This window comes from Streptomyces sp. GESEQ-4, assembly GCF_017948455.1.
Lineage (GTDB): Bacteria > Actinomycetota > Actinomycetes > Streptomycetales > Streptomycetaceae > Streptomyces.
This window is the reverse complement of the sequence record NZ_JAFFSU010000036.1, coordinates 14,316-38,316: the sequence shown is the minus strand read 5'-3', so window position 1 is coordinate 38,316 and position 24,001 is coordinate 14,316. Positions and strand designations below refer to the sequence as shown.

General features: G+C 69.3%; 26 protein-coding genes and 1 pseudogene. 11 read left to right on the top strand and 16 right to left on the bottom strand.

What is annotated here, in order from left to right:
- Window positions 1-34 precede the first annotated feature (34 nt).
- The 3 genes from KCH48_RS38655 to KCH48_RS38645 are packed head-to-tail and all read right to left on the bottom strand — an operon-like array spanning window position 35 to window position 2,252.
- Complete coding sequence (locus tag KCH48_RS38655) at window positions 35-400, bottom strand: hypothetical protein (protein ID WP_210582199.1); 366 nt, start codon at window positions 398-400, stop codon at window positions 35-37.
- Between the two features lie 56 nt (window positions 401-456).
- A complete protein-coding gene (locus KCH48_RS38650) occupies window positions 457-1,284 on the bottom strand; it encodes an ABC transporter permease (RefSeq protein ID WP_210582197.1) in 828 nt (275 codons plus the stop codon).
- A complete protein-coding gene (locus KCH48_RS38645; protein WP_210582195.1) occupies window positions 1,281-2,252 on the bottom strand; it encodes an ATP-binding cassette domain-containing protein in 972 nt (323 codons plus the stop codon). Before KCH48_RS38645 ends, KCH48_RS38650 begins: the two co-directional genes overlap by 4 nt.
- Before the next feature lie 101 nt (window positions 2,253-2,353).
- Between KCH48_RS38645 and KCH48_RS38640 the strand changes: the two genes are divergently transcribed.
- Both KCH48_RS38640 and KCH48_RS38635 read left to right on the top strand, forming a co-directional pair.
- A complete protein-coding gene (locus tag KCH48_RS38640) occupies window positions 2,354-3,130 on the top strand; it encodes a TetR/AcrR family transcriptional regulator (RefSeq protein WP_210582193.1) in 777 nt (258 codons plus the stop codon).
- A gap of 32 nt (window positions 3,131-3,162) precedes the next feature.
- Complete coding sequence (locus tag KCH48_RS38635; protein ID WP_210582191.1) at window positions 3,163-3,582, top strand: PPOX class F420-dependent oxidoreductase; 420 nt, start codon at window positions 3,163-3,165, stop codon at window positions 3,580-3,582.
- Window positions 3,583-3,593: 11 nt separating this feature from the next.
- Here the strand turns inward: KCH48_RS38635 and KCH48_RS38630 are convergent, their stop codons facing one another.
- Window positions 3,594-4,562 carry a WD40 repeat domain-containing protein gene (locus KCH48_RS38630; protein ID WP_210582189.1) on the bottom strand — a complete coding sequence of 323 codons (969 nt, stop codon included), beginning with the start codon at window positions 4,560-4,562 and terminating at the stop codon, window positions 3,594-3,596.
- A gap of 89 nt (window positions 4,563-4,651) precedes the next feature.
- On the opposite strand from KCH48_RS38630, the gene KCH48_RS38625 reads away from it, so the two are divergent.
- Window positions 4,652-5,326, top strand: coding sequence for a GDSL-type esterase/lipase family protein (locus KCH48_RS38625; RefSeq protein ID WP_210582187.1), 675 nt, complete (start codon window positions 4,652-4,654; stop codon window positions 5,324-5,326).
- Here the strand turns inward: KCH48_RS38625 and KCH48_RS38620 are convergent.
- From KCH48_RS38620 to KCH48_RS38610, 3 genes and pseudogenes are all read right to left on the bottom strand, one after another.
- Window positions 5,314-6,057 (bottom strand): aminoglycoside adenylyltransferase family protein, encoded by a 744-nt coding sequence (locus tag KCH48_RS38620; protein WP_210582186.1) that lies wholly within the window; start codon window positions 6,055-6,057, stop codon window positions 5,314-5,316. The two genes, KCH48_RS38625 and KCH48_RS38620, sit on opposite strands and share 13 nt — an antisense overlap.
- A 26-nt stretch (window positions 6,058-6,083) precedes the next feature.
- Window positions 6,084-6,320: pseudogene (locus tag KCH48_RS38615) on the bottom strand (winged helix-turn-helix transcriptional regulator); the annotation flags it as partial.
- Between the two features lie 34 nt (window positions 6,321-6,354).
- Window positions 6,355-7,233 carry an alpha/beta fold hydrolase gene (locus KCH48_RS38610; RefSeq protein ID WP_210582184.1) on the bottom strand — a complete coding sequence of 293 codons (879 nt, stop codon included), beginning with the start codon at window positions 7,231-7,233 and terminating at the stop codon, window positions 6,355-6,357.
- A 111-nt stretch (window positions 7,234-7,344) separates the two neighbouring features.
- Here KCH48_RS38610 and KCH48_RS38605 point away from each other — a divergent pair, with 111 nt between their 5' ends.
- Both KCH48_RS38605 and KCH48_RS38600 read left to right on the top strand, forming a co-directional pair.
- Window positions 7,345-9,276, top strand: coding sequence for an AfsR/SARP family transcriptional regulator (locus KCH48_RS38605; protein WP_210582182.1), 1,932 nt, complete (start codon window positions 7,345-7,347; stop codon window positions 9,274-9,276).
- Window positions 9,277-9,288: 12 nt separating this feature from the next.
- Complete coding sequence (locus KCH48_RS38600) at window positions 9,289-9,915, top strand: 1,4-alpha-glucan branching protein (RefSeq protein WP_210582180.1); 627 nt, start codon at window positions 9,289-9,291, stop codon at window positions 9,913-9,915.
- A 6-nt stretch (window positions 9,916-9,921) separates the two neighbouring features.
- On the opposite strand, the gene KCH48_RS38595 is transcribed toward KCH48_RS38600, so the two are convergent.
- The 3 genes from KCH48_RS38595 to KCH48_RS38585 all read right to left on the bottom strand — a co-directional run bounded on the left by KCH48_RS38595 (window position 9,922) and on the right by KCH48_RS38585 (window position 12,632).
- Complete coding sequence (locus KCH48_RS38595) at window positions 9,922-10,305, bottom strand: helix-turn-helix domain-containing protein (RefSeq protein ID WP_210582178.1); 384 nt, start codon at window positions 10,303-10,305, stop codon at window positions 9,922-9,924.
- A gap of 100 nt (window positions 10,306-10,405) precedes the next feature.
- Window positions 10,406-11,944: an MFS transporter gene (locus KCH48_RS38590; protein WP_210582176.1), complete on the bottom strand. Its 1,539-nt coding sequence runs from the start codon at window positions 11,942-11,944 to the stop codon at window positions 10,406-10,408.
- Window positions 11,945-12,230: 286 nt separating this feature from the next.
- On the bottom strand, window positions 12,231-12,632 hold the full coding sequence (locus tag KCH48_RS38585) for a hypothetical protein (RefSeq protein WP_210582174.1): 402 nt from the start codon (window positions 12,630-12,632) through the stop codon (window positions 12,231-12,233).
- 83 nt (window positions 12,633-12,715) lie between these two features.
- Between KCH48_RS38585 and KCH48_RS38580 the strand changes: the two genes are divergently transcribed.
- Both KCH48_RS38580 and KCH48_RS38575 read left to right on the top strand, forming a co-directional pair.
- Window positions 12,716-13,528 (top strand): helix-turn-helix transcriptional regulator, encoded by an 813-nt coding sequence (locus KCH48_RS38580; RefSeq protein ID WP_307841067.1) that lies wholly within the window; start codon window positions 12,716-12,718, stop codon window positions 13,526-13,528.
- Entirely contained in the window at window positions 13,525-13,770 is a 246-nt protein-coding gene (locus tag KCH48_RS38575) for a DUF397 domain-containing protein (protein WP_210582172.1), read from the top strand. The genes KCH48_RS38580 and KCH48_RS38575 overlap by 4 nt, the downstream gene beginning before the upstream one ends.
- On the opposite strand, the gene KCH48_RS38570 is transcribed toward KCH48_RS38575, so the two are convergent.
- Entirely contained in the window at window positions 13,767-14,696 is a 930-nt protein-coding gene (locus KCH48_RS38570) for a nuclear transport factor 2 family protein (RefSeq protein WP_210582170.1), read from the bottom strand. The two genes, KCH48_RS38575 and KCH48_RS38570, sit on opposite strands and share 4 nt — an antisense overlap.
- A gap of 126 nt (window positions 14,697-14,822) precedes the next feature.
- Between KCH48_RS38570 and KCH48_RS38565 the strand changes: the two genes are divergently transcribed.
- A complete protein-coding gene (locus tag KCH48_RS38565; protein WP_210582168.1) occupies window positions 14,823-15,818 on the top strand; it encodes an aldo/keto reductase in 996 nt (331 codons plus the stop codon).
- Between the two features lie 121 nt (window positions 15,819-15,939).
- On the opposite strand, the gene thpR is transcribed toward KCH48_RS38565, so the two are convergent.
- The 4 genes from thpR to KCH48_RS38545 all read right to left on the bottom strand — a co-directional run bounded on the left by thpR (window position 15,940) and on the right by KCH48_RS38545 (window position 19,220).
- Complete coding sequence (gene thpR, locus KCH48_RS38560) at window positions 15,940-16,512, bottom strand: RNA 2',3'-cyclic phosphodiesterase (RefSeq protein WP_210582166.1); 573 nt, start codon at window positions 16,510-16,512, stop codon at window positions 15,940-15,942.
- A gap of 58 nt (window positions 16,513-16,570) precedes the next feature.
- A complete protein-coding gene (locus KCH48_RS38555; RefSeq protein ID WP_210582164.1) occupies window positions 16,571-17,323 on the bottom strand; it encodes a hypothetical protein in 753 nt (250 codons plus the stop codon).
- Window positions 17,324-17,393: 70 nt separating this feature from the next.
- A complete protein-coding gene (locus tag KCH48_RS38550; RefSeq protein ID WP_210582162.1) occupies window positions 17,394-18,755 on the bottom strand; it encodes an MFS transporter in 1,362 nt (453 codons plus the stop codon).
- A 27-nt stretch (window positions 18,756-18,782) separates the two neighbouring features.
- A complete protein-coding gene (locus KCH48_RS38545; protein ID WP_210582160.1) occupies window positions 18,783-19,220 on the bottom strand; it encodes a MarR family winged helix-turn-helix transcriptional regulator in 438 nt (145 codons plus the stop codon).
- 153 nt (window positions 19,221-19,373) lie between these two features.
- Here KCH48_RS38545 and KCH48_RS38540 point away from each other — a divergent pair, with 153 nt between their 5' ends.
- Window positions 19,374-19,556, top strand: coding sequence for a ribbon-helix-helix protein, CopG family (locus KCH48_RS38540; protein ID WP_210582158.1), 183 nt, complete (start codon window positions 19,374-19,376; stop codon window positions 19,554-19,556).
- 1 nt (window position 19,557) lies between these two features.
- Here KCH48_RS38540 and KCH48_RS38535 read toward each other — a convergent pair whose 3' ends face one another.
- Window positions 19,558-20,967, bottom strand: coding sequence for an NCS2 family permease (locus KCH48_RS38535; protein ID WP_210582156.1), 1,410 nt, complete (start codon window positions 20,965-20,967; stop codon window positions 19,558-19,560).
- Window positions 20,968-21,115: 148 nt separating this feature from the next.
- Here KCH48_RS38535 and KCH48_RS38530 point away from each other — a divergent pair, with 148 nt between their 5' ends.
- Together KCH48_RS38530 and KCH48_RS38525 are read left to right on the top strand one after the other, a co-directional pair.
- Window positions 21,116-21,412 (top strand): DUF2530 domain-containing protein, encoded by a 297-nt coding sequence (locus KCH48_RS38530; RefSeq protein WP_210582155.1) that lies wholly within the window; start codon window positions 21,116-21,118, stop codon window positions 21,410-21,412.
- A 104-nt stretch (window positions 21,413-21,516) separates the two neighbouring features.
- The gene (locus KCH48_RS38525) at window positions 21,517-23,910 is read left to right on the top strand and encodes an HAD-IC family P-type ATPase (RefSeq protein WP_210582153.1); all 2,394 of its coding nucleotides are present in this window, start codon (window positions 21,517-21,519) and stop codon (window positions 23,908-23,910) included.
- Window positions 23,911-24,001 lie beyond the last annotated feature (91 nt).

Below are 24,001 nucleotides of genomic sequence, written 5' to 3'. Positions count from 1 at the left end.
CGCCGGGCGCCCCTCATCGTCGTATAAGCGGCCGTCAGCCCATCTGGGACTTCACATGGTCGATGACCTGGTCGAACTCGGCCGTCGGCGAGAAGTCGATGTACTCGCAGTCCTCCAGCGCCAGCGGAACGTGACCGGGTGCCCAGTAGAACGCCTGCCCCGGTTCATAGGTCTCCTCGCCCTCCGGGGTCCGCATCTGCAGACGTCCCGAGAACAGGTAGCCCCAGTGGGGGCACTGGCACATGTCATCGGGCAGACCCTTCAGAGCGGGCGCCATGTCCGTGCCCTTCGGCAGCCGGACGAACGCGACGCTCATCTCTCCGCCGATCGTGGTCTTGCGCAGTTCCACGCCCTCGCCCTCCAGGGCGACCGCGGTACCTTCCTTCGTCACCGCTGTCATGATTCCTCCAGGTTCGTCACCTTCAGTCTCCCGCCGGAGGACGAGGGATGCCCACCTCAGCGGCTGAGCTTCTGGAACCGCCGCACCGCGAGCGGCAGGAAGATCAGCGTGAGGATCACCGGCCACGCTCCCGCCATCAGCAGCGCGTGCTGCTCGATCCAGGAGTCGCCGGCCACAGCCGTGCCCGGCACCCCGAACAGCTCACGGGTGGCCGCCGCCGTGGAGGAGATCGGGTTCCAGGCCGCCACCCAGCCCAGCCAGTCGGGCATCAGCTGGGGCGCGACGAAGATGCTGGAGATCATCGTGAGCGGGAAGGCGACGGCGAACAGGCCGCCTGCGGCCTCCGGGTTGGGCACCATCAGTCCCAGCCACACCCCGATCCAGATCAGCGCGAACCGCAGCCACAGCAGCAGACCGAACGCGCCGAGGAAAACGAGGCCGCCGTCCGGCCGCCAGCCCATCGCGAACGCCGTCAGCATCATGATGCCGAGTTCCGCGCAGGCCACGACGAGGTCGGTCACGCCGCGTCCGGCGACGACCGCGGAGGAGGCCATCGGCATGGAGCGGAACCGGTCGATGACGCCCTTGGTGGAGTCGTACACCACGACGGTCGCCGTGTTGATGAAGCCGAAGGCCATGGTCATCACGAACATGCCCGGCATCAGGAAGTCCTGGTAGTTCCCGCCGCCGGGCACCTTCATGGCGCTGCCGAAGACATAGCCGTAGAGGAGTACGGACAGGATCGGGAAGCCCAACTGCCAGGCGATGTTGACGGGCTGGCGCTGGTAGTGGGTGAGGCCGCGGCGGACGATGTTCCAGCAGTCGGCGAGGGCCCAGTACGTGTGGCTGCGGGTGGGGTGCCCGGTCAGGTCGAGAGCGCTCACTTCGCGGCCTCCTTCTCGGTCTTCTCCGTACGGTGTCCGGTCAGCCGCAGGAACACGTCGTCCAGGCTGGGCCTGCGCAGCCCTATGTCCTCGACCGGCACGCCCTCGTCCTGGAGAGTGCGGGCCACTTCGGTGAGCGCGGACACCCGGTCGGTCACCGGCGCGTGCACGCGCAGTTCGGTCTCGTCGGCCTCGGGTTCGCCGTCCGAGACGCGGGCGACCACCTTCACCACGCGCGGGATGTCGGACCGCTCGGCGACCACGACCTCGATGCGGTCGCCGCCGACGAGGTTCTTCAGCCCGTCCGGGGTGTCGTCGGCGATGGCCTTGCCCTGGTCGATGACGGTGATGCGGGAGGCCAGCTTGTCGGCCTCCTCCAGATACTGCGTGGTCAGCAGCACGGTGGTGCCGCTCGCCACCAACGCCCGAACGGAGTCCCAGACTTCACCGCGACTGCGGGGGTCGAGGCCGGTCGTCGGCTCGTCCAGGAAGAGAACCGCCGGGGCGAGGATCATCGACGCGGCGAGGTCGAGGCGGCGCCGCATGCCGCCGCTGTAGGCGCCTACGCCCTTGTCGGCGGCGTCGGCCAGGTCGAACTGGTCCAGCAGCTCGGTGGCCCGCAGCCGCGACCGCTTTGCGCCGAGGTGGAACAGCCGGCCGAACATCTCCAGGTTCTGCCGCCCGGTGAGCACCTCGTCCACGGCGGCGTACTGCCCGGTCAGCCCGATCCTCGCGCGCACGTCGCGGGGATGCCGTACGACGTCCAGACCGGCCACCGTCGCGCTCCCGCCGTCCAGCCGGACGAGCGTGGACAGGATGCGGACGGCGGTGGTCTTGCCGGCGCCGTTCGGCCCGAGCAGGCCGTGCACGGCGCCCTCGCGCACGGTGAGATCGAAGCCGTCCAGGGCGCGTTTCTCGCCGTATCGCTTCTCCAGGCCCTCCGCCCGGACCGCGTAACCGTCACTCATGGAGTCCCCCTCCTCATCGGCCTTCTCCTCAACTGAGTACACCGTACCCTATTGCGCGTACAGCGTACCCAATTTTCCCGCGAGGACCTAAGCTGAACCACATGACGAGCGGCAAGGGCGGTACCGGCTCCACGGAGACCAGCGGCAGCGGGGACATCGGGCGCACGCTCGAACTGCTGTGGGACACCGGCCGACGGCCCAGCCGCGGCCCGAAGCCGGGGCTGAGCGTGGACCAGATCGTGGAAGCGGCCGTCCGGATCGCGGACGCGGACGGCCTGGAGGCGCTCTCCATGCGCCGGGTCGCCGCCGAACTCGGCACCGGCACGATGTCCCTCTACCGCTATGTCCCCGGCAAGGGCGAGCTGCTCGACCTGATGCTGGACCGCGTCCAGAAGCCGTCCGAGAACCCGGCCGACATCGGCGACGGCGACTGGCGCTCGGCGCTGGAGGCCCTGGGCCGCGCCACCCTCGACCTCTACCGGCGCCACCCCTGGCTGCTCCAGGTCAACCAGACCCGCCCGATCCTCGGCCCGAGCGCGCTCGACGGCATGGAGAAGGTGCTCACCCTCATCCGGCCGATGGGGCTGAGCGACCCCGAACTGGTCTCGGCGATCATCATGATCGACGGGTACGTCGTCGGCGCCGCCCGCACGCAGCTGTACCAGCAGGAGGCGGAGCGCCGCACCGGCCTCACGGACGCGGAGTTCTGGCAGGCCCAGGTGCCGACCCTGGAGAAGGTCCTCGCCTCGGGCCGCTACCCGGTGATGGCCTCCCTCTCCGAGGACGCCTTCGGCACCGACTTCGACCACTTCGAGTTCGGTCTGCAGCGCATCCTGGACGGCCTGGAGGTTTTCGTCGCCCGGCGCGGCGAAGGGTGACAGAGCAGGCGATCGGTGCCTGTATGGAAGGCATGAATACGCAGAGTACGAGCCCCGAACTCACCCGCTTCATCAAGCAGTGGGCCGTCCTCCTCACCAGCCACAAGAAGGACGGCACCGGAGTCGGCACCCCCGTGAGCATCGCCGTCGAGGGTGACCACGCGTACTTCCGCACCCCGGGCGCCGCCGCGAAGGTGAAGCGCCTGCGCAACAACCCGGAGGTGGAGATCGCCCCCTCCACCGTCCGCGGCGCCCCGACCGGTCCGGCGATCCGCGCGCGGGCCCGGCTCCTGGACCACGGCAGCGACGAGGACAAGCACGCGGCCCGGCTGCTGCGGAAGAAGTACCCCTTCCTGCAAGGGGTGTTCGTCCCGCTCACCCACAAGGTGATGCGGACGCGGACGCTGCACTACGAGGTGCGGCCGGTGGCGGAGAAGCCGAAGGAGGACTGAAGCAGGCGGGCCTACGACCGCCGCAGCAGCCGCCTGAACCAGAGGCCGACGCCGAGTGTCGCGACGACGGCGATGGCGCCGATCTTCAAGTTTTCGCTGTCGCCGTCACCGTCCCCGCCGGCCGCCGAACTCCCGTTCCCGGAGGGCGACTCGGACTCTCCGGCACGGTCGGGCGCGTCCCTGGCCTCCACCTCGCTGTTCTCGCCCTCGCTCCCGAGCATCAGCTTCGTGCCGTCGACGCTGTAGCTGACGGACTCCCCCTGGCCGATCGGCACGCTGATCCGCCCCTGCCGCTTGATCTTCCCGTCGTTCCAGTCGTAGGAGATCCCGCCGAAGTAGCCGCGTACGGCGAGCTGCTTGCCGTCGGGTGAGAAAGCGGCGTCGGTGGCCCACAGGTCGACGGCGGCGGCGGGCTTGAAGACGTTGCTCCCGGAGGTGGAGAGCTTGGCCGGGCCCTCGTACAGATGCCCGCCGTCCTCCTGCTTGTCGATGATGTAGACGCGCCCGGTCTTGGGGTGGACGACCATCGACTCGGCGTCCCGCGAGCCGTTCGAGTACTTCACGACGTACTGCGTGGCCCGGACGGACTGGTCGGTGAGGTTCTTGGGCTCGGGCAGCTGGTAGATCCACACATAGGGCCAGGAGACGCCGTCGTTGTCGCCGATGTCGCCGACCCAGATCTGGTTGTCCGGCCCGATGGCGATCGCCTCGACATCGCGCGGCGTGCCCACGCCGGTCATGGTGATCCGCGCGACCGTCTTGCCGGTGGCGCTGTCGACGGCGTACAGGTAGGCGCCCTCGTCCTGGTCGTTGTGCGTCCAATAAATACCCGGGTGCTGGCGTGAGGCGGCGAGGCCGCTGGACTCGGTGATGCGGGGGTCGCTGATGGAGAAGGTCTCGTCGCCGTCGGCGGCGGAGGCGGGCAGGGCGAACACACCCACGAGGAGGACCCCGGCAAGGAACGCGAGCAGTCGGCGCATGCCCCCAAGCCTGCCATCCCGCGCCCGCGTTCACGGAGCGTGTCGGGCTTCACATCCCACCGCCCCCGCTGATCGTCCATCATGAGCGGATGCTCAGGTTCATGCCCGTCGGCGACTCCCAGACGATCGGAAGCGCGGGCGAACACACATGGCGTTACCGGCTGTGGCAGCACCTGCGCGAGACGTACGGCGGCCCGTTCAAGCTGGTCGGCCCGCGCGAGACGCTGTACGACCAGGCCACGGGCACCCCCACGTCGTACGAGTACGCCGACCCCGACTTCCCCCGCGCCCATCTCGCCGGCTGGGGCGAGGGCTGGCTGCACATGGCCCCGCTGATCGGCGAGGCGGTGCGGTCGTGCCGGGCGGATGTGCTCTTGGTCTCCCTGGGCCTGATCGACCTGGGCTTCTACACGAACGCCGACCAGACGGCGGACAACGCGCGGGCCTTCGTGGCGGCGGCGCGGGCGGCGAACCCGAAGGTGCGGATGGTCGTCCTCCCGGTGATCCCGAACGTCCGCGCCGACACGGACGCCGCCTTCGCCGCACAGGTCACCCGCTTCAACGAACTGCTGGCCAAAGCGGTGGCCGACCTGGACGAGCCCCGCTCCCCCCTCCTCCTGGCGTCGCCGCCACCGTCGTACGACATCAACTTCGACACCCACGACGGCACCCACCCGAACGCGAGCGGCGAGCACAGGATCGCGGCGGCGTTCGCGGACGCGATGTATCAGGCGTGGGATGTGGGGGAGCTCTACGAGGCGTGAGCGTAGATGGCGCGTACCAGGAACTCGGCGCACGACCGCACCCCCGGAAGCAGATCCCCCCACCGCTCGTCCACTTCCCCTTCTTCCCCCAGGTAGACGGCACGTGCGTGCGCGAGCGCGGGCCGGTGGACGGCCGGGAGCCGCTCGATCGCCCAGTCGGCGGCAGCGTCCTTGGAGCGGATCCGGCCGGTGGCGAGGGTGGTCCACACACGGGCGAGGGTGAGCAGCACGTTCCGGGTGTCGGACTCCAACTCGCCCATCAGCCCCGGCACTCCGGAGACGATCGCCCGCCTCAGGTCGTCGTGCGGGACGGGGTCGAGGAGTTCGGCGGGTGGCGGGCCGTAGAGCGGGGCGTCGCCGAGCAGCACCATGGTGAGGAGCGGGGCGAGGTCGGGGCTGGGCTCGGGAGCGGGGACGAGGCCGCGCTCGTAGTCGCCCCGCAGCCACTCCCCGTACAGGAACTCGCAGGTGGGCGGGTACCGCCAGGGCCGTACGGCGTCCTGTACGACGACGATGAGCTCGACGGGGCGGGCGTCCCCGCCGGACAAGTCCATCAACTCATCCAGCAGGGCGCGGCGTTGAGCATGGGACATGGGCTCCCGTACGACCACCAGGACATCGACGTCACTGTGTGGGCGGAGGCCGCCGAGGGTGGCGGAGCCGTGGAGGTAGATGCCGAGGACGGTGTCGCCGAGGATGCGCCGGACGAGTTTCACCACTGTCGTCGTCACGCCGACACGATACGAGGGAACGGGGCCTATTCCGCGTTTCCCGCGTTGCGAGGCGGCAGTCGCCGTGTGATGCGGTCGAACAGCTCCTTCAGCGGCTCGCCGACATCCCGGCCGAACTCGGTCAGCCCGTAGGTGACCTGGGGCGGCCTCGTCGGCTCGACCTCGCGCCGGACGAGGCCGTCCTCGACCAGCGCGCGCAGAGTCTGGGCGAGCATCTTCTCGCTGATGCCCTGGATGCTCTCGCGCAGCTCGTAGAACCGGAGGCACAATCTGTGACTGATCCGCCGTCAAGGAGGCTCAGCGGGCCAGCAGGTCCTGGATCGCCGCCGTGATCTCGTCGGGTGCCTCCTCGGCCATGAAGTGCCCCGCTCGGGTCAGCCGGTGGTCCAGGTCCGGCGCCCACGCCTTCCATACCGCGGCAGCGTCGTAGCCCAACTGCGCGCCCCAGTCCTGCTGGACGACCGTCACGGGCATGGCCAGCTGCGACCCGGCGTCCAGGTCCGCTTGGTCGTGCGTGACGTCGATGCCCGCCGAGGCCCGGTAGTCCGCGACGATCGACGTGACCGCCGCGGCGCTCGCCCGCAGGTACTCGGCACGGACATCCTCCGGCATGGCGGCCGGGTCGTTGGCCCAGCCATCGAGGAACGAGCCGAAGAACGCGTCCGCGCTGCCTGCGATCATCGCCTCCGGCAGGCCTGGCGGCTGCGCCATGAGGAAGAGGTGGTAGCCGACCGCCGCCGAGGCGCCGTGCAGGACGTTCCACATGTCGAGCGTCGGCACGATGTCGAGGATGCCCAGGTGCGTGATGGTCTCGGGGTGGTCAAGGCCCGCCCGGAAGGCGACCAGGGCGCCCCGGTCGTGGCCGACGAGGGCGAAGCGCTCGTGGCCGAGGGCCGCCGCCAGGGTCACGACGTCGGCGGCCATGGTGCGCTTGGCGTACACGTCGGGGTCGGTGACCGTCGGCTTGTCGCTGGCGCCGTAGCCCCGCAGGTCAGGACAGATCACCGTGTGCCTGTCGGCGAGCCGCTCGGCGACGTGTCGCCACATCAGGTGGGTCTGGGGGAAACCGTGCAACAGCACAACCGGGCTGCCGCTGCCGCCGACAGCGGCAGCCAGCTCCACACCGTCCGCACCAGGCAGGCGGATGTGATCGAAGCCGGGAATGGTGAGCGTCATGAAAGGCCGTCTTTTCGGGTGGGGGACTGACCGGATCAGCCTGGGCGACGGCGATCAGCAGCCGATCAGTACGGTTGGGCCCAGCCGACCCCTGGCACGGAGGATGGGGGCATGCGAATCGACGTGCTCGGTGCCGTGCGGGCCTTCCGCGACGACGGCAGTCCGGTCGACCTGGGCGGACCCCGCCATCGCGAGGTACTCGCCCGGCTCGTCGCCGCCGAGGGACGGATGGTCACCACCGCCGGTCTCGTCGACGACCTGTGGACCGATCCGCCGGCCCGTGCCGTGGGCGCTTTGCGTACGTTCGTCGCCGCGCTGCGCCGCGCCCTCGAACCCGAGCGTCCGCCCCGCGATCCGCCGCGCGTACTCGTCACCGAAGGCCCCGGCTACGCACTGCGCCTGCCGCGCGAGGACGTGGACGTCCATCGGTTCGAGGACACCCTGGCCCGAGCCCGGCGCAGCCCCGACGCGGTGACCGACCTCGGCACGGTACTCGCGGACTGGCGTGGACCCGCCTACGCCGATGTGACCGGCTCCGCATGGGCGCAGCGCGAGCGGACCCGACTGGAGGAGCTGAGACTGGACGGGGCGGAACTGCGCGCACGCATCCTCCTCGACTCCGGAGAAGGCGCCGATCTCGTCGCCGAACTCCGTGCCCACATCGCCGAACATCCGTGGCGCGAGCCGGCCTGGGGACTGCTTGCCCGCGCGCTCCACCGCGCGGGCCGCCAGGCCGACGCGCTGGCCACCCTCCGCCGCGCCCGCGCCATGCTCGTTGATCAACTCGGACTCGACCCTGGCGCCGGCCTCCAACGCCTGGAGACGGACATCCTCAACGGGTCCGTGCCCCCCGAAGGCGCACGTACCGCGTGGACCGGCCATGGGGTCCGTCTCGGCCCGCGCACCACCGTGGATCTGGCCCGCACCCTCGCCCTGGCGGGTGGCGACGCCCTCGTCCACTCGCGGCGCGACCGCCTCGCCGCCGTCCAGGCGGCGGAACGCACGCAAGACCCCTCCCTGACCGCCCGGATCATCGGCGCCTACGACGTGCCCGCCATCTGGAGCCGGGCCGACGACCCTGAACAGTCCCGCGCCGTCGTCGCGGCTGCCGAGCGCACGCTCACCGCACTCGGCCCCGACGGCCCCGCCGACCTGCCCGCCCGCCTCCTGGCCACGGTCGCCGTCGAGAGCCGCACCGCCGATCTGTCCAGGACCGAGCTGCGGCGCGCGCAGCAGGCGGCACGGCAGGCCGAGGCGCTGGCACGGGACCTGGCCGATCCCGCCCTGCTGGCGTTCGCCCTCAACGGGGTGTTCCTGCAGTCCTTCACCCGCCCCGGGCTCGCGGCGGTACGGGACCGGATCGGCGCCGAGATCCTCGACCTGGCCACCCGGCACGAGCTGCCGAACTTCGCCGTACTCGGCCGACTCGTCCGCCTGCAGTCCGCCTCGGCCCTCGGCGACCTCGACGCCGCAGCCTCGCACGCCGAGGCAGCCGAACAGCTCGCCGCCACCACGGAGGCGCCCCTCGTCTCCGTCCTCACCGGGTGGTTCCGGGCACGGGCCACGGCCGCCCGCAGCGCAGAACCCGGCGGTCCCACCGCCGCCACGGCCGCAGCGCACTACCGCGCTGCCGAGGACGCCCTCCGGACGGCAGGAATGCCGGGGCTGCACCGGGGCCTGTTCCCGCTCGCCCTCCTGGGGCTGCGCCTGCTGCACGACCGGCCCGCGCCCACCGACCCGCACCTCGACTGGGGCCCGTACCGACCCTGGGCGCGCCCCCTCGTGCTGCTCGCCCAGGACCGAGTCGAGGAGGCCCGTGCCGCCCTCGACGCGGTGCCCGAACCACCGCGTGACCACATGCAGGAGGCACTGTGGTGCCTGACCGCCCGCGCCGCCGTAATCCTCGGCGAGCGCGGAACCGCCGCACGCGCCGAGGCTGCCCTGCGTGATGCCCGTGCCGAACACGCCGGCGCCGCCAGCGGAATGCTGACCCTGGGCCCGGTGGCGCGCTACCTGACCGAGGCGGAGGCATGCGCCGGATGAGAGGCTGAGAGCATGGCCCTCATCCACCGCACCACCCTCAAGCCGACCAAGCTGGAACTGCTCACCACCTGGCTGCCCACCCGCCCCTGGTACGAAGGCGGCCCGAACGCACCGGAGTTGACCAAGGCGGGCGGCTTCCGGCTGGACGACCCGGAGGGCGAGGTCGGCATCGAGTTCATGGCGGCCATGGACACGTCCGGCCCGCATCCGGTCACCTACCTGGTGCCCCTCACCTACCGAGGTGCCCCCCTCGACGGCGCCGACCACGCCCTCGTCGGCACGATGGAACACGGCGTGCTGGGCGAGCGCTGGGCCTACGACGGCTGCCACGACCCGGTCCTGGTAGCCCAGTTGCTGGCCCTGTTCGAGGGCCGCGTCCAGGCCCAGGCGCAGAGCATCACCGACACCCCGGACCACGAGGTCGCCCGCTCCTACGCCGGCCCCGCCCTCCCCTCCACGGCCACAGCCACCGACGACCAGGACGGCACGGAGCTCCGCCTCGCCGACGGAACGCTCCTCCGCCTGCACCGACGCCTGCGGCCCGGCACGGAGGCGCCCGAGGGTTCCCTCGGCCACATCACCGGCGCCTGGGAGTTGCCGGACGGCACGCGGGTGCGTGCGCCGTTCGCCGTGCTCTGAGGCCGGTCACGACCGACGGCTTCCCCCGGGACCGGGCCCGCGCGGCTCCGCAGGAGCCATCAGATGTTCCTCCGCCCAAAACGCGAGCGCGGCGAGCGGGATGAGGAAGGCCCTGCCGTGTGCGGTGAGGGCGTACTGGGAGCGGACGGGTGGGCCGGGGAGCACCGTGCGGGTGACGAGTCCCGCGCTGGTCAGTTCGTGGAGCCGGTCGGCGAGCATGCGGTCGCTGATGCCGGGCACGCGCTCGCGCGCCTCGCCGAAACCGACTGGTCCCTTCGCGAGCGCGGCAAGGACCAGGCCGTTCCAGCGCTTGCCGAGGAGGGCGAAGGCGCGGGTGAGGGCGGTGATGGTCGGCGGTGGGGGTTCGGGGTGGTGAGGTCGGTCGGTCATGGGAGTCCTCCGGTGGGGTGAAGGCCGGGTGTCCGGTGCCTGCGGGCGGCGGGCAGCGGACACCCGGTCTTCGCGCCGAATCGTCGGCGTGGGATGGATGTCAGCCCATGTGGACGGGTGGTGCCGATCCCTCGACGTGCTGCTTTCCGGCGTTGACGGCGAGGGCGGTGACGACGAGCCCGGCCAGGAACATCCCGGCGGCCGCCGCGAAGGCCACGGTGTAGCCGTGGGTCAGCGCGTCGCCCGCCCTGGCGACCAGGGCGAAGTCCTCGGTGGCCAAGCCCCGGTAGAGGGCTCCGGCGGCCTCGGGCAGCTTGTCGTTCGCGGCCGATGTCGAGAGGGTGGACAGGACGGCGAGACCGAGCGCGCCACCGATCTGCTGGGCGGTGTTCAGCAGCGCCGAGGCGACGCCGGTGTCCGCGTGGGAGACACCGCTCACCGCACCGAGGGTCATCGGCACGAAGCTCATGCCGAGCCCCAGCGCCGTGACGAACATCGCCGGCATCAGATGCGCGGCATACGACGAGTCCGCCTCCAGCGTGGCGAACCAGAACATACCGACGGCCGCCACCAGCAGCCCTGGCCCGGCAATCAGCCGAGGCGCGACATGCGTGACCAGCTTCGCGCTGATCCCGGCGGCCGCCGCCATCCCGAAGCTGAACGGCAGATAGGCGAACCCGGTCCTGACCGGGCTGTAGCCGAGAATCAGCTGCATATACAGCGTCAGGAAGTAGAACGTGGCGAACATGCCCGCCCCGATGAACAGCATCGTGGCGTAACTCCCCCACCGATTACGGTCCTTGAACAACCGCAGGGGCATCATCGGATCGCCGGTCCGCGCCTGGAGCACCAGGAACACAACCAACAGCACGGCCGCGACAGCGAAGGAGACGAGGGTGAGGCCGTTGCCCCACCCGTGCTCACCGCCGCGCGTGATGCCGTAGACGAGGGCGATCAGCCCACCGGTACCGGTGATCGCACCGGGCACGTCCAGGCGCCCGGGGTGCCGTTCGGCCTCGACGAGATTCCGCGTCCCGGCCAGCACCACCAGTCCAATGGGAATGTTGACGTAGAACACCCAACGCCAGTCGAGCACATCGGTGAGCATGCCGCCGAGCAGCAGCCCGACGGTGGCGCCGACGCCGCCCATGGCCGCGTAGACACCCATGGCCGTGTTACGCGATTTCCCGACGGGGAAGGTCGTGGTGATCAGCGCGAGCGCACTGGGCGCGGCCAGCGCGGCACCGACGCCCTGCAGAATGCGGGCCCCTATGAGCAGCCCTTCATTGGGCGCGAGCCCGCCCAGCAGGGACGCGACGGTGAAGACGGCGATGCCGACCTGGAACATTCGTCGACGCCCGTAAAGATCCCCGGCCTTGCCGCCGAACAGCAACAGACCACCGAAGGCGAGCGCATACGAATTCACCACCCACGCCAGATTCGAGTCCGACACGCCAAGGTCGGTCTGGATGGCGGGCAGAGCGATATTCGTGATCGTGGCGTCGAGAATCACCATCAACTGCGCGGCGGCGATCACGAAGAGGGCGAGACCGAGATGTCGGCCTCCGGACGCGGGGCCGGACCCGGTGGTATCCGACCCCGTGGGGGCAGTGACAGCCGTGCTGTCAGCAGCAGACATGAAGAAACTCCAAGAGTGGGCTGGAAGCTTCTCCCCCGGTTCATGAAAGCGACTCCGCGTTCAAGCCGACTTCCACAACGAGAGAGGAAATCGGGCGAACGGAATCTAATGAAGCGGGACGCCCACGCATTTCCGAGGCGGGGGCCGACAGGGCTCAGCACCTCGGAACGAGTCCGACCTTAATACCCCCCGATCCCCGGTAGCGGCACGGAAATCCGGACTTCCGATGTGGCAATTCTCGCCCTTGACGAAACGCTTGAGGCTGTGGGCACGGCGCCGTGAAAAATCACCTCACCGCCAGTTCCCACAGCAACTCCCCTGCCACAAAAGGAACGTCCGCCGTAGGTACCGATCGCCAGCCCAGCGGCCAGGTGACCCCTGTCAACGCCGGTACGCCGACGTACGCCAGGATGCCGTCACCGCGCGTGAGAGCGCGCACGCCGGGCGGCCAGGGGTGCGCGGACGCGGTTTGCGGGGGCAACAGGAAGTACATGTTCCGTTCCCCGCTGAACTCCTGGACGACTGGGCCTGCGTCAAAGTCCGTGGCCGACATCAGCTCGTTGGCGACGCGTTCCCCCGCAGCTCCTCGGATGCGTACGGCATCGAAGTGGATGCCGGCGTGACGGAGGGCGAGGCCGGAGGCGGGGATCCAGGTCGGGATCCAGGGGGCGGCGATTCTCTCGTTCATGCCGCAAATGGTTCCGCGCGGTCACATACTGTGACCAGGGGTTGGCAAGGGTGGTGCGGGGCTGTGCAGTTGGGGAGGTTCGTGTGCACGCGAGTGAACAGGGCTCGGGGAACCTGGAGATGTTCGGCTCGTTGCTGCGGTACTTCCGCGAGCGCGCCGGGATGACACAGGAGGGGCTGGGCAAGTACGTCGGGTACTCCAAGTCCCAGGTGGCCATGGTGGAGCGAGGCGAGCGGCCACCCAAGGGCAAGCTCGTCGAGATCGCGGACGAGGTGCTGGGTGCACAAGGTGCACTTCTGGCCGCAGGCAGGAAGCTGAGGGCGAGCCGGTTTCCGTCGTGGTTCGAGGACTACGCGGACCTGGAGGCGAAGGCGACCGCGATCTACATGTACGCGAACCATGTGATCCCGGGGTTGCTTCAGACCGAGGCGTACGCGCGGGCGGTCTTCAGCCAGGAGAACCCGCCCTACGAGGACGATGAGCTTGAGGCGAGGACCGCCGCTCGCCTGGACCGACAGCGCGTATTGCAGCGCAAGCCCGTGCCTGTCGTCGGTTTCGTGCTGGACGAGCACACCCTGAAGCGCCCGATCGGCGGCAAGCACATCCTCAAGGAGCAGCTGACCCAGCTACTTGAGGTGGGCCAGCGGCGCAACGTCACGATCCAGGTGATGCCGACCGACCGGGAAGTCCACGCCGGGCTGAACGGCTCGATGACTCTGCTGGAGACAGATGAGCGCACGCAGATCGCGTACGCCGAAGCACCAGGGGGCGGCTACTTTGTCAGCGAACAGCCGCACCTGGGCAACATGTTCGCGCAATATGGCATCCTGCGAGCGCAGGCCCTCAACCCCGAGGAGTCGGCGCAGTTGATCAGCGAGGTGACGGGCAGGCTATGAGCGCGGACCTGAACTGGTTCAAGAGCAGCTACAGCGGCGGCCAGGGCGGCGAGTGCGTAGAGGTCGCACTGGTGTGGACGAAGTCGAGCTACAGCAGCAGCCAGGGCGGCGAGTGCGTAGAGATAGCCCTCACCCCCACCACCATCCACATCCGCGACTCCAAAACCCCCACCACCCCCGCCACCCCGGCCGTCCAAGTAACCCCCACCACCTGGACGACCTTCCTCAACTCCCTGTCCTAGAACATGGTGTTGTCGTTCGCGGAAGTCGCCGGCACATCCTGGATCACATCCCAGTGCTCCACGATCTTCCCGTTCCGCACCCGGAACAGATCCACGATCGCCTGACCCCGCTCCCCCGGCGCGTTCACGTAGTGGCTGTGGACGGCGACCAGGTCACCCTCGGCGATCACCCGCTTCGGCGTCACCTTCAGCTGCGGGAACGCCTCGAAGAACCCCCCAAGCCCCGCCTTCGCACCAGCCACACCATCCGCGATGCTCGGGTTGTGCTGGTGGTACTCGGGACCCCAGTACCGGTCGAGGGCGGACACGTCCTTCTGGACCAGAAGCTGATCGACGGCCTTGGTGACGAGCCGCTTGTTGTACGCGGTCAGCCACCGCGGCCCCGGCTGCTCGGTCCGCGGCCAGCTCTCCGTGGAGAACATGTCGTTGCCGTTGACGGACGACTCCGGCACCTCCTGTCCCACATCCCAGTGCTCCGCGATCTTCCCGCCCTGGAACCGGAAGATGTCCACGACAGCCTGCCCCCGCGCACCGGGAGTCATCACGACGTTCGAGTGCACGAGGACGAGGTCGCCCTCGGAGATGACCCGCTTGACGTCGTACTCGGCATCCGGGAACTGCTGGTGGATCGCGACACCCAGGTTCTTCAGCGTCTCCGCACCGTCCGGCGCAAGCGGGTTGTGCTGGATGTAGTCCGGCCGTACGAAACGATCCACAACCTCCGTGTCGCCCTGCTCGAACACGCCCTTGAGGACGCGGACGGTGACGTACTTCTGGTAGGCGAGGCGGGCGGAATCGCCGTAGCCGGCGTGCTCGCCGGAGGCAACCGGCGGAGACGCGACGGCAGGCACCGCCGCGGCACCCAGAAGCGCGGCGGAGGCCAGTACGGCGACAAGAGCCTTACGGACAGGCGTGGTGGGGGGCATCGCGCTCTCTTCCCAGGAGGACAAATTGAAAGTTCAAGCTCACACTTCCCACAGGAAAGCACTAACCTCCAGTTAGTGTCAAGATCGCTTGCCTAGAGCGCACTCCACGCCGTTGGCTAGGAAGTTATGAAGTACACGCAGCTCGGACGCACGGGACTCAAGGTCAGCCGACTCGTCCTCGGCACCATGAACTTCGGTCCGCAGACCGACGAAGCGGACAGTCACGCGATCATGGACGCGGCGCTGGACGCGGGCATTAACTTCTTCGACACGGCGAACGTGTACGGCTGGGGCGAGAACAAGGGCCGTACCGAATCGATCATCGGCAACTGGTTCGCGAAGGGCGGCGAGCGGCGCGACAAGGTCGTGCTCGCCACCAAGGTGTACGGGAACATGGCGGCGGACGGCGCCACCCCCTGGCCCAACCACGACAAGCTGTCGGCCCTCAACATCCGGCGGGCCGTCGACGCGTCGCTCAAGCGGCTGCAGACGGACTACATCGACGTCTACCAGTTCCACCACATCGACCGCTCGACTCCCTTCGAGGAGATCTGGCAGGCGATCGACGTACTGGTGCAGCAGGGGAAGATCCTCTACGTCGGGTCCTCCAACTTCCCCGGCTACAAGATCGCCCAGGCGAACGAAATCGCCGCCCGCCGCGCCGGCACCATCGGCCTCGTCAGCGAGCAGTGCCTCTACAACCTGGCCGAGCGCCGCGCCGAGATGGAGGTCATCCCGGCCGCGCAGGAGTACGGCCTCGGGGTCATCCCCTGGTCGCCGCTGCACGGCGGTGTGCTGGGCGGGGTCATCAAGAAGGAGGTCGAGGGCGGACGCCGGGCCAGTGGGCGGGCCGCGGACTACCTCGCCAACCCCGCCACCCGCGCGCAGATCCAGTCGTACGAGGACCTGCTCGAAAAGCACGGCGTCGAGCCGGGTGAGGCCGCCCTCGCCTGGCTGCTCACCCGTCCCGGCGTGACCGGCCCGATCGTCGGCCCGCGCACCGCGGAGCAGCTGGAGTCCGCGCTGCGGGCGGTCGAGCTGGAGCTGAGCGAGGAGCTGCTGTCCGGGCTGGACGAGATCTTCCCGGGCCCGGGTCCGTCGCCGGAGGCCTTCGCCTGGTAGCCGCCGGAGGCACGCGGCGGCGCTACTTTCCGAGCGCCGCCGCCAGCGCGACCATCACGAACATCAACACAAGCGCACCGGCCATGATCCGGTTCCGGGTTTTCGGCTTCACGTACCGAGACTAACCGGCCCCTCCGAGCGGCCAGCGGGCGACCACCTCGTAGCGCGGCTGCTCGCCCGGTACACCCGATTTCGGCAGATTGCTGCGGACCAGCGCCAGTTCGTCCACCGTCCACGTCCTGCCGGTGAACCGGTCGAGGGCCTCGACATACGGCCGTACATCCACCGCGTCCCGGCTTCTCGCCACCGTCAGATGGGCCTTGTACCGGCGGTGTTCCCCCATCGGCACCCCCGCCTTCCGCGCGGCGGCCTCCGCCCGGTCCGCCAGCAGCCGCAGCGCTTCTACGTCCCCCTCCGCCCCCACCCACAGCGCCCGCCCGTGCCCGAACTGTCCGCCGCCCCGGAGCGCCAGCGGGAAGAGGCCGGTGCGGTGCGCGGCCCGCTCCAGCCTCGCCGACAGTTCCGGTACGAGGTCGTCGTCGACCTCCCCGTAGAACGCCATCGTGAAGTGCCACCCGGGCCGCCCGGTCCATCGCAACCCGTCCGCGCCGGGCAGCTTCCGCAACTCGTCGATCTCGACGGCGAGTTCACGGACGACGTCGTCGGGGGGCAGTACGGCGGCGAAGAGTCTCACGGACGCCACTGTTCCAGGGAACGGATCATCCGGCGAGCTGTCTGTCTGCCACGGGCCTTCAGACGTCGACCTCGAGCTTGATGGTCAGCTCGGCGCGGCCGGTGACGCGCAGCGGAATGTGCGCCGCCGGGTTCAGTGAGTCGTTGACGGCCATCAAGGCGCCTCGGAGGTCGGCCGGGGCCGGCTGCGTGATCAGGTCCAGTCCGGCTTCCAGGACCTCACGGAGTCCCGGGGCCGCGCAGGTGAAGTTCAGCAGGCGGTCGTGCGTCGCGTGGGAGATGTGCAGCTCGACGGTCTCGGTGGCGTGGGCGGCGGCGAGGAACTCCTGGACGTCGCCCATGCCGACCAGCATGGCGGTGTCCAGGTCGATGTCCATCGACGGCAGCGCGAGCGAGGCGCGCAGGAAGCCCGGGTGCGCGTCGAGGTAGAGGGACGCTCCGTCGTCCTCGATCGCCTCGCCCACGTCGTAGAGGTTCCGGCGCTGGTCCCGTGTCAGTTTGACCACGATGGCCGCCCGGCCGCCGAGCCCCATGTAGACCACCGAGCCGGCTTCGGCATGCGTGCTGTGACTCGTCACGACGTGCACCGGTCCGGTGCCGGCGGGAAAGTTCCGCCGGGTCTGCGCCGACGTCTGGTCCATGATGCTCGGGGCGGTGATCTGGGGCAGCCGCCGGCCGCCGACCATCAGTCCCGGACGCTCGAACGATCCCGTCACCGCTGCGGGATCGAACACGCTGACCGATATAGGCGGCTGCTTCCGCCCCGCCTGCGTCTGCCCGGCCTGCTTCTTCTTCCGTCGCCACCACGTCATGCCCCGACCGTAAACACGTCATCCCGGGACGGGTCCCGGCCTCAACAGGGCGGCGCCGTACGGGAGATCCCTACGCCACCGTCGCCATCTCCTCCCGCCGCTCCCTCGGCACGAAGCGGACCACCGGATGCCCGTGGTTCCAGCGCACCGACAGCCGCAGGCCGCCCGCGCGGGCCAGGATCAGGCCGATCACCGTGGCCGCCGTCGCGGCGATGGTGCCGCCGGCCGCGAAGCCCACGCGTGCGCCGTAGGTGTCCGTGATCCAGCCGACGATGGGTGCGCCGACGGGTGAGCCGCCGAGGAAGACCATCATGTAGAGGGACAGGACCCGGCCGCGCATGGCGGGGTCGGTCGCCATCTGGATGCTGGTGTTGGCGGTGACGTTGACCGTCATCGCGGCGATGCCGATGGGGGCCATCAGCAGGGCGAACACCCAGAGGGAGGGGGCCATCGCGGCCACCACTTCCAGTACGCCGAAGGCCACCGCCGCCGCGATCAGCACCCGCATCTTCGCCGTGCCCCGGCGTGCCGCGAGCAGGGCGCCCGCCACCGAGCCGACGGCCATCAGCGTGTTGAAGAGGCTGTAGGAGCCGGCGCCCGCGTGGAAGATGTCGTCGGCGAAGGCCGACAGATAGACCGGGAAGTTGAAGGCGAACGTGCCGACGAAGCCGACCAGCACGATCGGCCAGACCAGCTCCGGCCGCCCGGCGACATACCGCAGACCCTCCCGCAGCTGTCCCTTGCCGCGCGGGGCGCGTTCGACGGCGTACAGCTCACGCGCCCGCATCAGCAGTAGGCCGACGATGGGGGCGACGAAGGACAGGCCGTTGAAGAGGAACGCCCAGCCGGTGCCGACGCCGGTGATCAGGACGCCCGCGACGGCGGGGCCGATGAGGCGGGCGGACTGGAAGTTGGCGGAGTTCAGGCTGACCGCGTTCTGCAGCTGGTCGGGGCCGACCATCTCGGAGACGAAGGACTGGCGGGCCGGGTTGTCGAGGACGGTGACGAGACCGACCGCGAAGGCGGCTACGTAAACATGCCAGACCTCGACGTGGCCGGTGATCGTGAGGAACGCGAGCGCCAGGCCCGTCAGGCCCATCGCCGTCTGGGTGACCAGCAGGGTCGGGCGCTTGGGGAGGCGGTCGACGAGGACGCCGCCGTACAGCCCGAACAGCAGCATCGGGAGGAACTGCAGCGCCGTCGTTATGCCTACGGCCGTGGAGGAGCCGGTGAGGCTGAGCACCAGCCAGTCCTGGGCGATGCGCTGCATCCAGGTGCCGGTGTTGGAGACGACCTGGCCCATGAAGAAGAGGCGGTAGTTCCGGACCTTCAGCGAGCTGAACATCGAGGACTTGCGCTCGACGGGGTCGTCGGGGGTGGTGTCGTGGGTGGCCGGTGCGGGTGCGGAGTCTGCTCCGGGTCCCGGACTCAACAGCGTTCGCCTCCTCGGACGGTGGGGTTACAGGTGTGCGAGCTTCTCCAGCACGGGGGCGGCGGCGCGCAGTTTCGCCCACTCGTCCTCGTCGAGGCCCTCGACCAGGGAGGCCAGGAACGCGTTGCGCTTGCGGCGGCTCTCCTCGAGCATCGTCACGGCCTCCTCGGTCTGTGTGACGACCTTCTGGCGCCGGTCCTCGGGGTGCGGCTCCAGCCGGACCAGGCCCTTGGCTTCGAGCAGCGCGACGATGCGGGTCATCGAGGGCGGCTGCACATGCTCCTTACGGGCGAGTTCACCCGGGGTCGCGGTGCCGCAGCGAGCGAGGGTGCCGAGCACCGACATCTCGGTGGGGCTCAGCGATTCGTCGACCCGCTGGTGCTTGAGCCGACGGGACAGCCGCATCACGGCAGATCGCAGGGAGTTCACGGCGGCAGCGTCGTCGCCATGGCTAAGGTCCGACATCTCTTTAGCGTAACTCATTACTCTCCCTAAAGACCACTGCAGCGCGCGCGAATGCCCGTGACCCGGGCCACTGAACCCTCAGATCACCCATCCGGGTGAGTTGGTTCCGAAAAGTGACGCGGTACTCGGTCCGGTCCGGCAACCCTCGTACGCATGGGGACCAGCGTGCTCAGCCTGCGGATAGACGGGGAGCTGCTCGAACGGCTCCGGGACCATGCGGCGAAGAGGGGAATGAGCGTCCAGGACTATGTGATCCGGACGCTCGTCCGGGACGACTTCGACGAACGGTTCCAGGCCGCCGTCGAGGAGACGGAGCGGTTCTACGGGGTCACGTGAATCACGTCAGCCCCAGCGCCGGCATCAGGTAGTAGAACGCGAACACCGCCGAGACGACGTACATCGCGACCGGGATCTCCTTGCCGCGGCCGGCCGCCAGGCGCAGGACGACGAAGGTGATGAAGCCCATGCCGATGCCGTTGGTGATCGAGTAGGTGAACGGCATCATCAGCATCGTCACGAAGGCCGGGATCGCGACCGTGTAGTCCGCCCAGTCGATCTCCTTGACCGAACCGGCCAGGATCAGGAAGCCGACCGTGAGCAGCGCCGGCGTGGCCGCCTGCGACGGGACCATCGTGGCGACGGGCGTCAGGAACAGGGCTACGGCGAACAGCGCGCCGGTGACGACGTTCGCGAGGCCGGTGCGGGCGCCCTCGCCGACGCCGGCCGTGGACTCCACGAAGCAGGTGGTGGCCGAGGAGGAACTGGCGCCGCCCGCGGCGACCGCGATGCCGTCGACGAAGAGCACCTTGTTGATGCCGGGCATATGGCCCTGGGCATCGGTCAGCTTCGCCTCGTCGCTGACGCCCATGATCGTGCCCATCGCGTCGAAGAACGTCGACAGCAGGACCGTGAAGACGAAGAGGGTGCCGGTCAGCACGCCGACCTTGGAGAACCCGCCGAACAGGCTGACCTCGCCGATCAGGCCGAAGTCGGGGGTGGCCACCGGGTTGCCCGGCCAGGTCGGGGTGGTCAGGCCCCAGGAGGGGATGTCCGCGACCGCGTTGATGACGACGGCCAGCACCGTCATGGCGACGATCGAGATCAGGATCGCGCCGGACACCTTGCGCACGATCAGCGCGAGCGTGAGCAGCGTGCCGAGGATGAAGATCAGCACCGGCCAGCCGGTGAGATGACCGTCGCCGCCCAGCTGGAGCGGGACGGTGGTCTGCGCGGCGTCCGGGATGCGGGAGACGAAACCGGAGTCGACCAGGCCGATCAGCATGATGAACAGGCCGATACCGATGGAGATGGCCTTGCGTAGGCTGTAGGGCACGGCGTTCATGACCCGCTCGCGCAGGCCCGTGGCCACCAGCAGCATCACGATGAAACCGGCCAGCACCACCATGCCCATCGCGTCCGGCCACGACATCCGCGGGGCGAGCTGGAGCGCGACGACCGAGTTCACGCCGAGACCGGCGGCGAGCGCGATCGGTACGTTGCCGATGACGCCCATGAGCAGCGTGGTGAACGCCGCCGTCACGGCCGTGGCGGTCACGAGCTGGCCGTTGTCGAGCTGGTTGCCGTACATGTCCTTCGCGCTGCCGAGGATGATCGGGTTCAGCACGATGATGTAGGCCATCGCGAAGAAGGTGGCGATACCGCCGCGGATCTCGCGCGGCAGCGTGCTGCCCCGCTCGGAGATCTTGAAGTAGCGGTTGAGTGCGCCGTGGGCGGGGCCGGCAGACATGTATTTGGTGGTTCCTACGAAGAGAAATGGACAGACACAAACCGTTTCAGTATGAACGTATAAGGCTCGGGTCAGCCATCTCCGCGCGTAGACAAACCCCTCCCCTCAGACACCCGAAGACACCTGATCGCCTCGTAAGCTGTCCCTCATGGCGAAGTGGACCCCAACACACGAGGCGCCGGAGCCCCTGGAGGGCCCCGTGGTCGGCACCGTCACGGGCGGCACGATCCTCTGGTTCGCCCTCTTCCTGGTGCAGCTGCCCTTCTACGGCTGGTTCGACGACCGCGGACACACCTGGTGGGTGTGGACCTGTCTGGCCGGCGCCGGGCTCGGACTGATCGGTATCTGGTACGTCCGCAGGCGCGACGCCGCACTCAAGCGAGCGGCCCTCGATCAGACCGAGGACCACACTGAGGAAACGAGCGGCGAACACCGGTCGTCCTGATGTGTCCGCGCCCTACAACCAGGGCACGACACCTCTCCTCCCCAAGTCGGAACTTCCGCGCACTCGGCGGGTGAAGGCGTAAATCCGCACGTACCGTCGAATGCATGACGCATATCGACGCGGGCGCCGACCTCGAATCCGCGCACCCGATACCCACCGACGTGGCCGTGACCGGGCTCACCGCCGCCGAGGTGGCCGAACGGGTCGCGCGCGGGGAGGTCAACGACGTCCCGGTGCGCAGCAGCCGGTCCACCGTCGACATCGTCCGCGCCAACGTCTTCACCCGGTTCAACGCGATCATCGGCGTGCTCTGGGTGATCATGCTGTTCGTCGCGCCGATCCAGGACAGCCTGTTCGGCTTCGTGATCCTCGCCAACACCGGCATCGGCATCATCCAGGAGTGGCGGGCGAAGAAGACCCTCGACTCCCTGGCGGTGATCGGCGAGGCCCGGCCGACCGTACGGCGGGACGGGGTGGCCGTAGAGGTCAGCACCTCGGACATCGTGCTGGACGACCTGATCGAGATCGGGCCGGGTGACAAGGCCGTCGTCGACGGGGTGTGCGTCGAGGCCGACAGTCTGGAGATCGACGAGTCGCTGCTCACCGGTGAGGCCGATCCCGTCGTCAAGCAGCCCGGGGACCAGGTGATGTCCGGCAGCTTCGTGGTCGCGGGCGGCGGCGCGTTCAAGGCGACCAAGGTGGGCCGCGAGGCCTACGCCGCCCAGCTCGCCGAGGAGGCCTCCCGCTTCACGCTGGTCCACTCCGAGCTGCGTACGGGCATCTCCACGATCCTCAAGTACGTGACGTGGATGATGGCCCCGGCCGCGATCGGCCTGATCATCACGCAGCTGGTCGTCAAGGACAACGACTTCAAGGACTCCGTCGCCCGCACGGTCGGCGGCATCGTCCCGATGGTCCCGGAGGGCCTGGTCCTGCTCACGTCGGTCGCCTTCGCGATCGGCGTGATCCGTCTTGGCCGGAAACAGTGCCTCGTCCAGGAACTCCCCGCCATCGAGGGCCTCGCCCGCGTCGACACGGTCTGCCTCGACAAGACAGGCACCCTCACCGAGGGCGGCATGGACGTCTCCGAGCTGAGGCCCCTCCAGGGCGCCGACGACACGTACGTACGACAGGTGCTGGGCGCCCTCGGTGAGTCCGACCCCCGCCCGAACGCCTCGCTCCAGGCCATCATCGACGCCTACCCGGACGCCGACGAATGGCGCTGCACCGAGTCCGTCCCCTTCTCCTCCGCCCGCAAGTACAGCGGCGCCTCCTTCAGCGAGGGCAACGGCGAGTCCAGCACGTGGCTCCTGGGCGCCCCCGACGTCCTCCTCACCGACGACGACCCCACGCTCGCCGAGACGGACCGGCTCAACGAGCAGGGTCTACGAGTCCTGCTGCTGGCCCGCGTCACCCGCGACCTCGACGACCCCGAGGTCGCCCGGGGCGCCCGCCCCACCGCCCTGGTCGTCCTGGAGCAGCGGCTGCGCCCGGACGCCGCCGACACCCTGCGCTACTTCGAGGAGCAGAACGTCCGGCCCAAGGTCATCTCCGGCGACAACGCGGTCTCCGTCGGCGCGGTCGCGAGCAAGCTGGGCCTGTCCGGCACGACGGTCGACGCCCGCCGGCTCCCCTCCGACAAGGACGGCATGGCGGACGCCCTCGACGAGGGCACCGTGTTCGGGCGGGTCACCCCGCAGCAGAAGCGGGACATGGTCGGCGCGCTGCAGTCCAAGGGGCACACGGTCGCGATGACCGGCGACGGCGTCAACGACGTACTCGCCCTGAAGGACGCCGACATCGGGGTGTCCATGGGGTCGGGCTCGGAGGCCACGAAGGCCGTCGCCCAGATCGTGCTGCTGAACAACAGCTTCGCCACGCTGCCGGCGGTGGTGGCGGAGGGCCGGCGGGTCATCGGCAACATCACGCGCGTCGCGACCCTGTTCCTGGTCAAGACGGTCTATTCGGTGCTGCTGGCGATTCTGGTGGTGTGCTCGCAGGTGGAATACCCGTTCCTGCCGCGCCACTTGACGTTGCTGTCCACGCTGACCATCGGCGTCCCGGCGTTCTTCCTCGCCCTCGCGCCCAACAAGGAACGGGCGAGGCCTCATTTCGTGCGGCGGGTGATGCGGTACTCGATCCCGGGCGGGGTCCTGGCAGGACTGGCGACCTTCGCGACATACCTGATCGCTCGTCACTACTACACGGGTGAAGGCTCGTTGGCAGCGGAGACCAGCGCGGCGACGCTGACGCTGTTCCTGATCTCCATGTGGGTCCTGGCGATCATCGCGCGCCCCTACACTTGGTGGCGGATTCTCCTGGTCGCCGCCATGGGCTTCGGCTTCCTGGTGGTGCTGGTCGTCCCCTGGCTGCAGGAGTTCTTCGCGCTGAAGCTGGTCGGGGTGACGATGCCGTGGATGGCGGTGGGGATCGCGGTGGTGGCGGCGGCCGTCCTGGAGGTGCTGTGGAGGTGGGTCGACCGCCGCGTTCCCGCTTAGCGCTGGGCTCTGGCTGAGAGGGTCCGGCTGAGTTTTGACTGCGGCGCCGTCGTGGCTGGTCGCGCCCACGCGGCGGAGCCGCAAATCGATA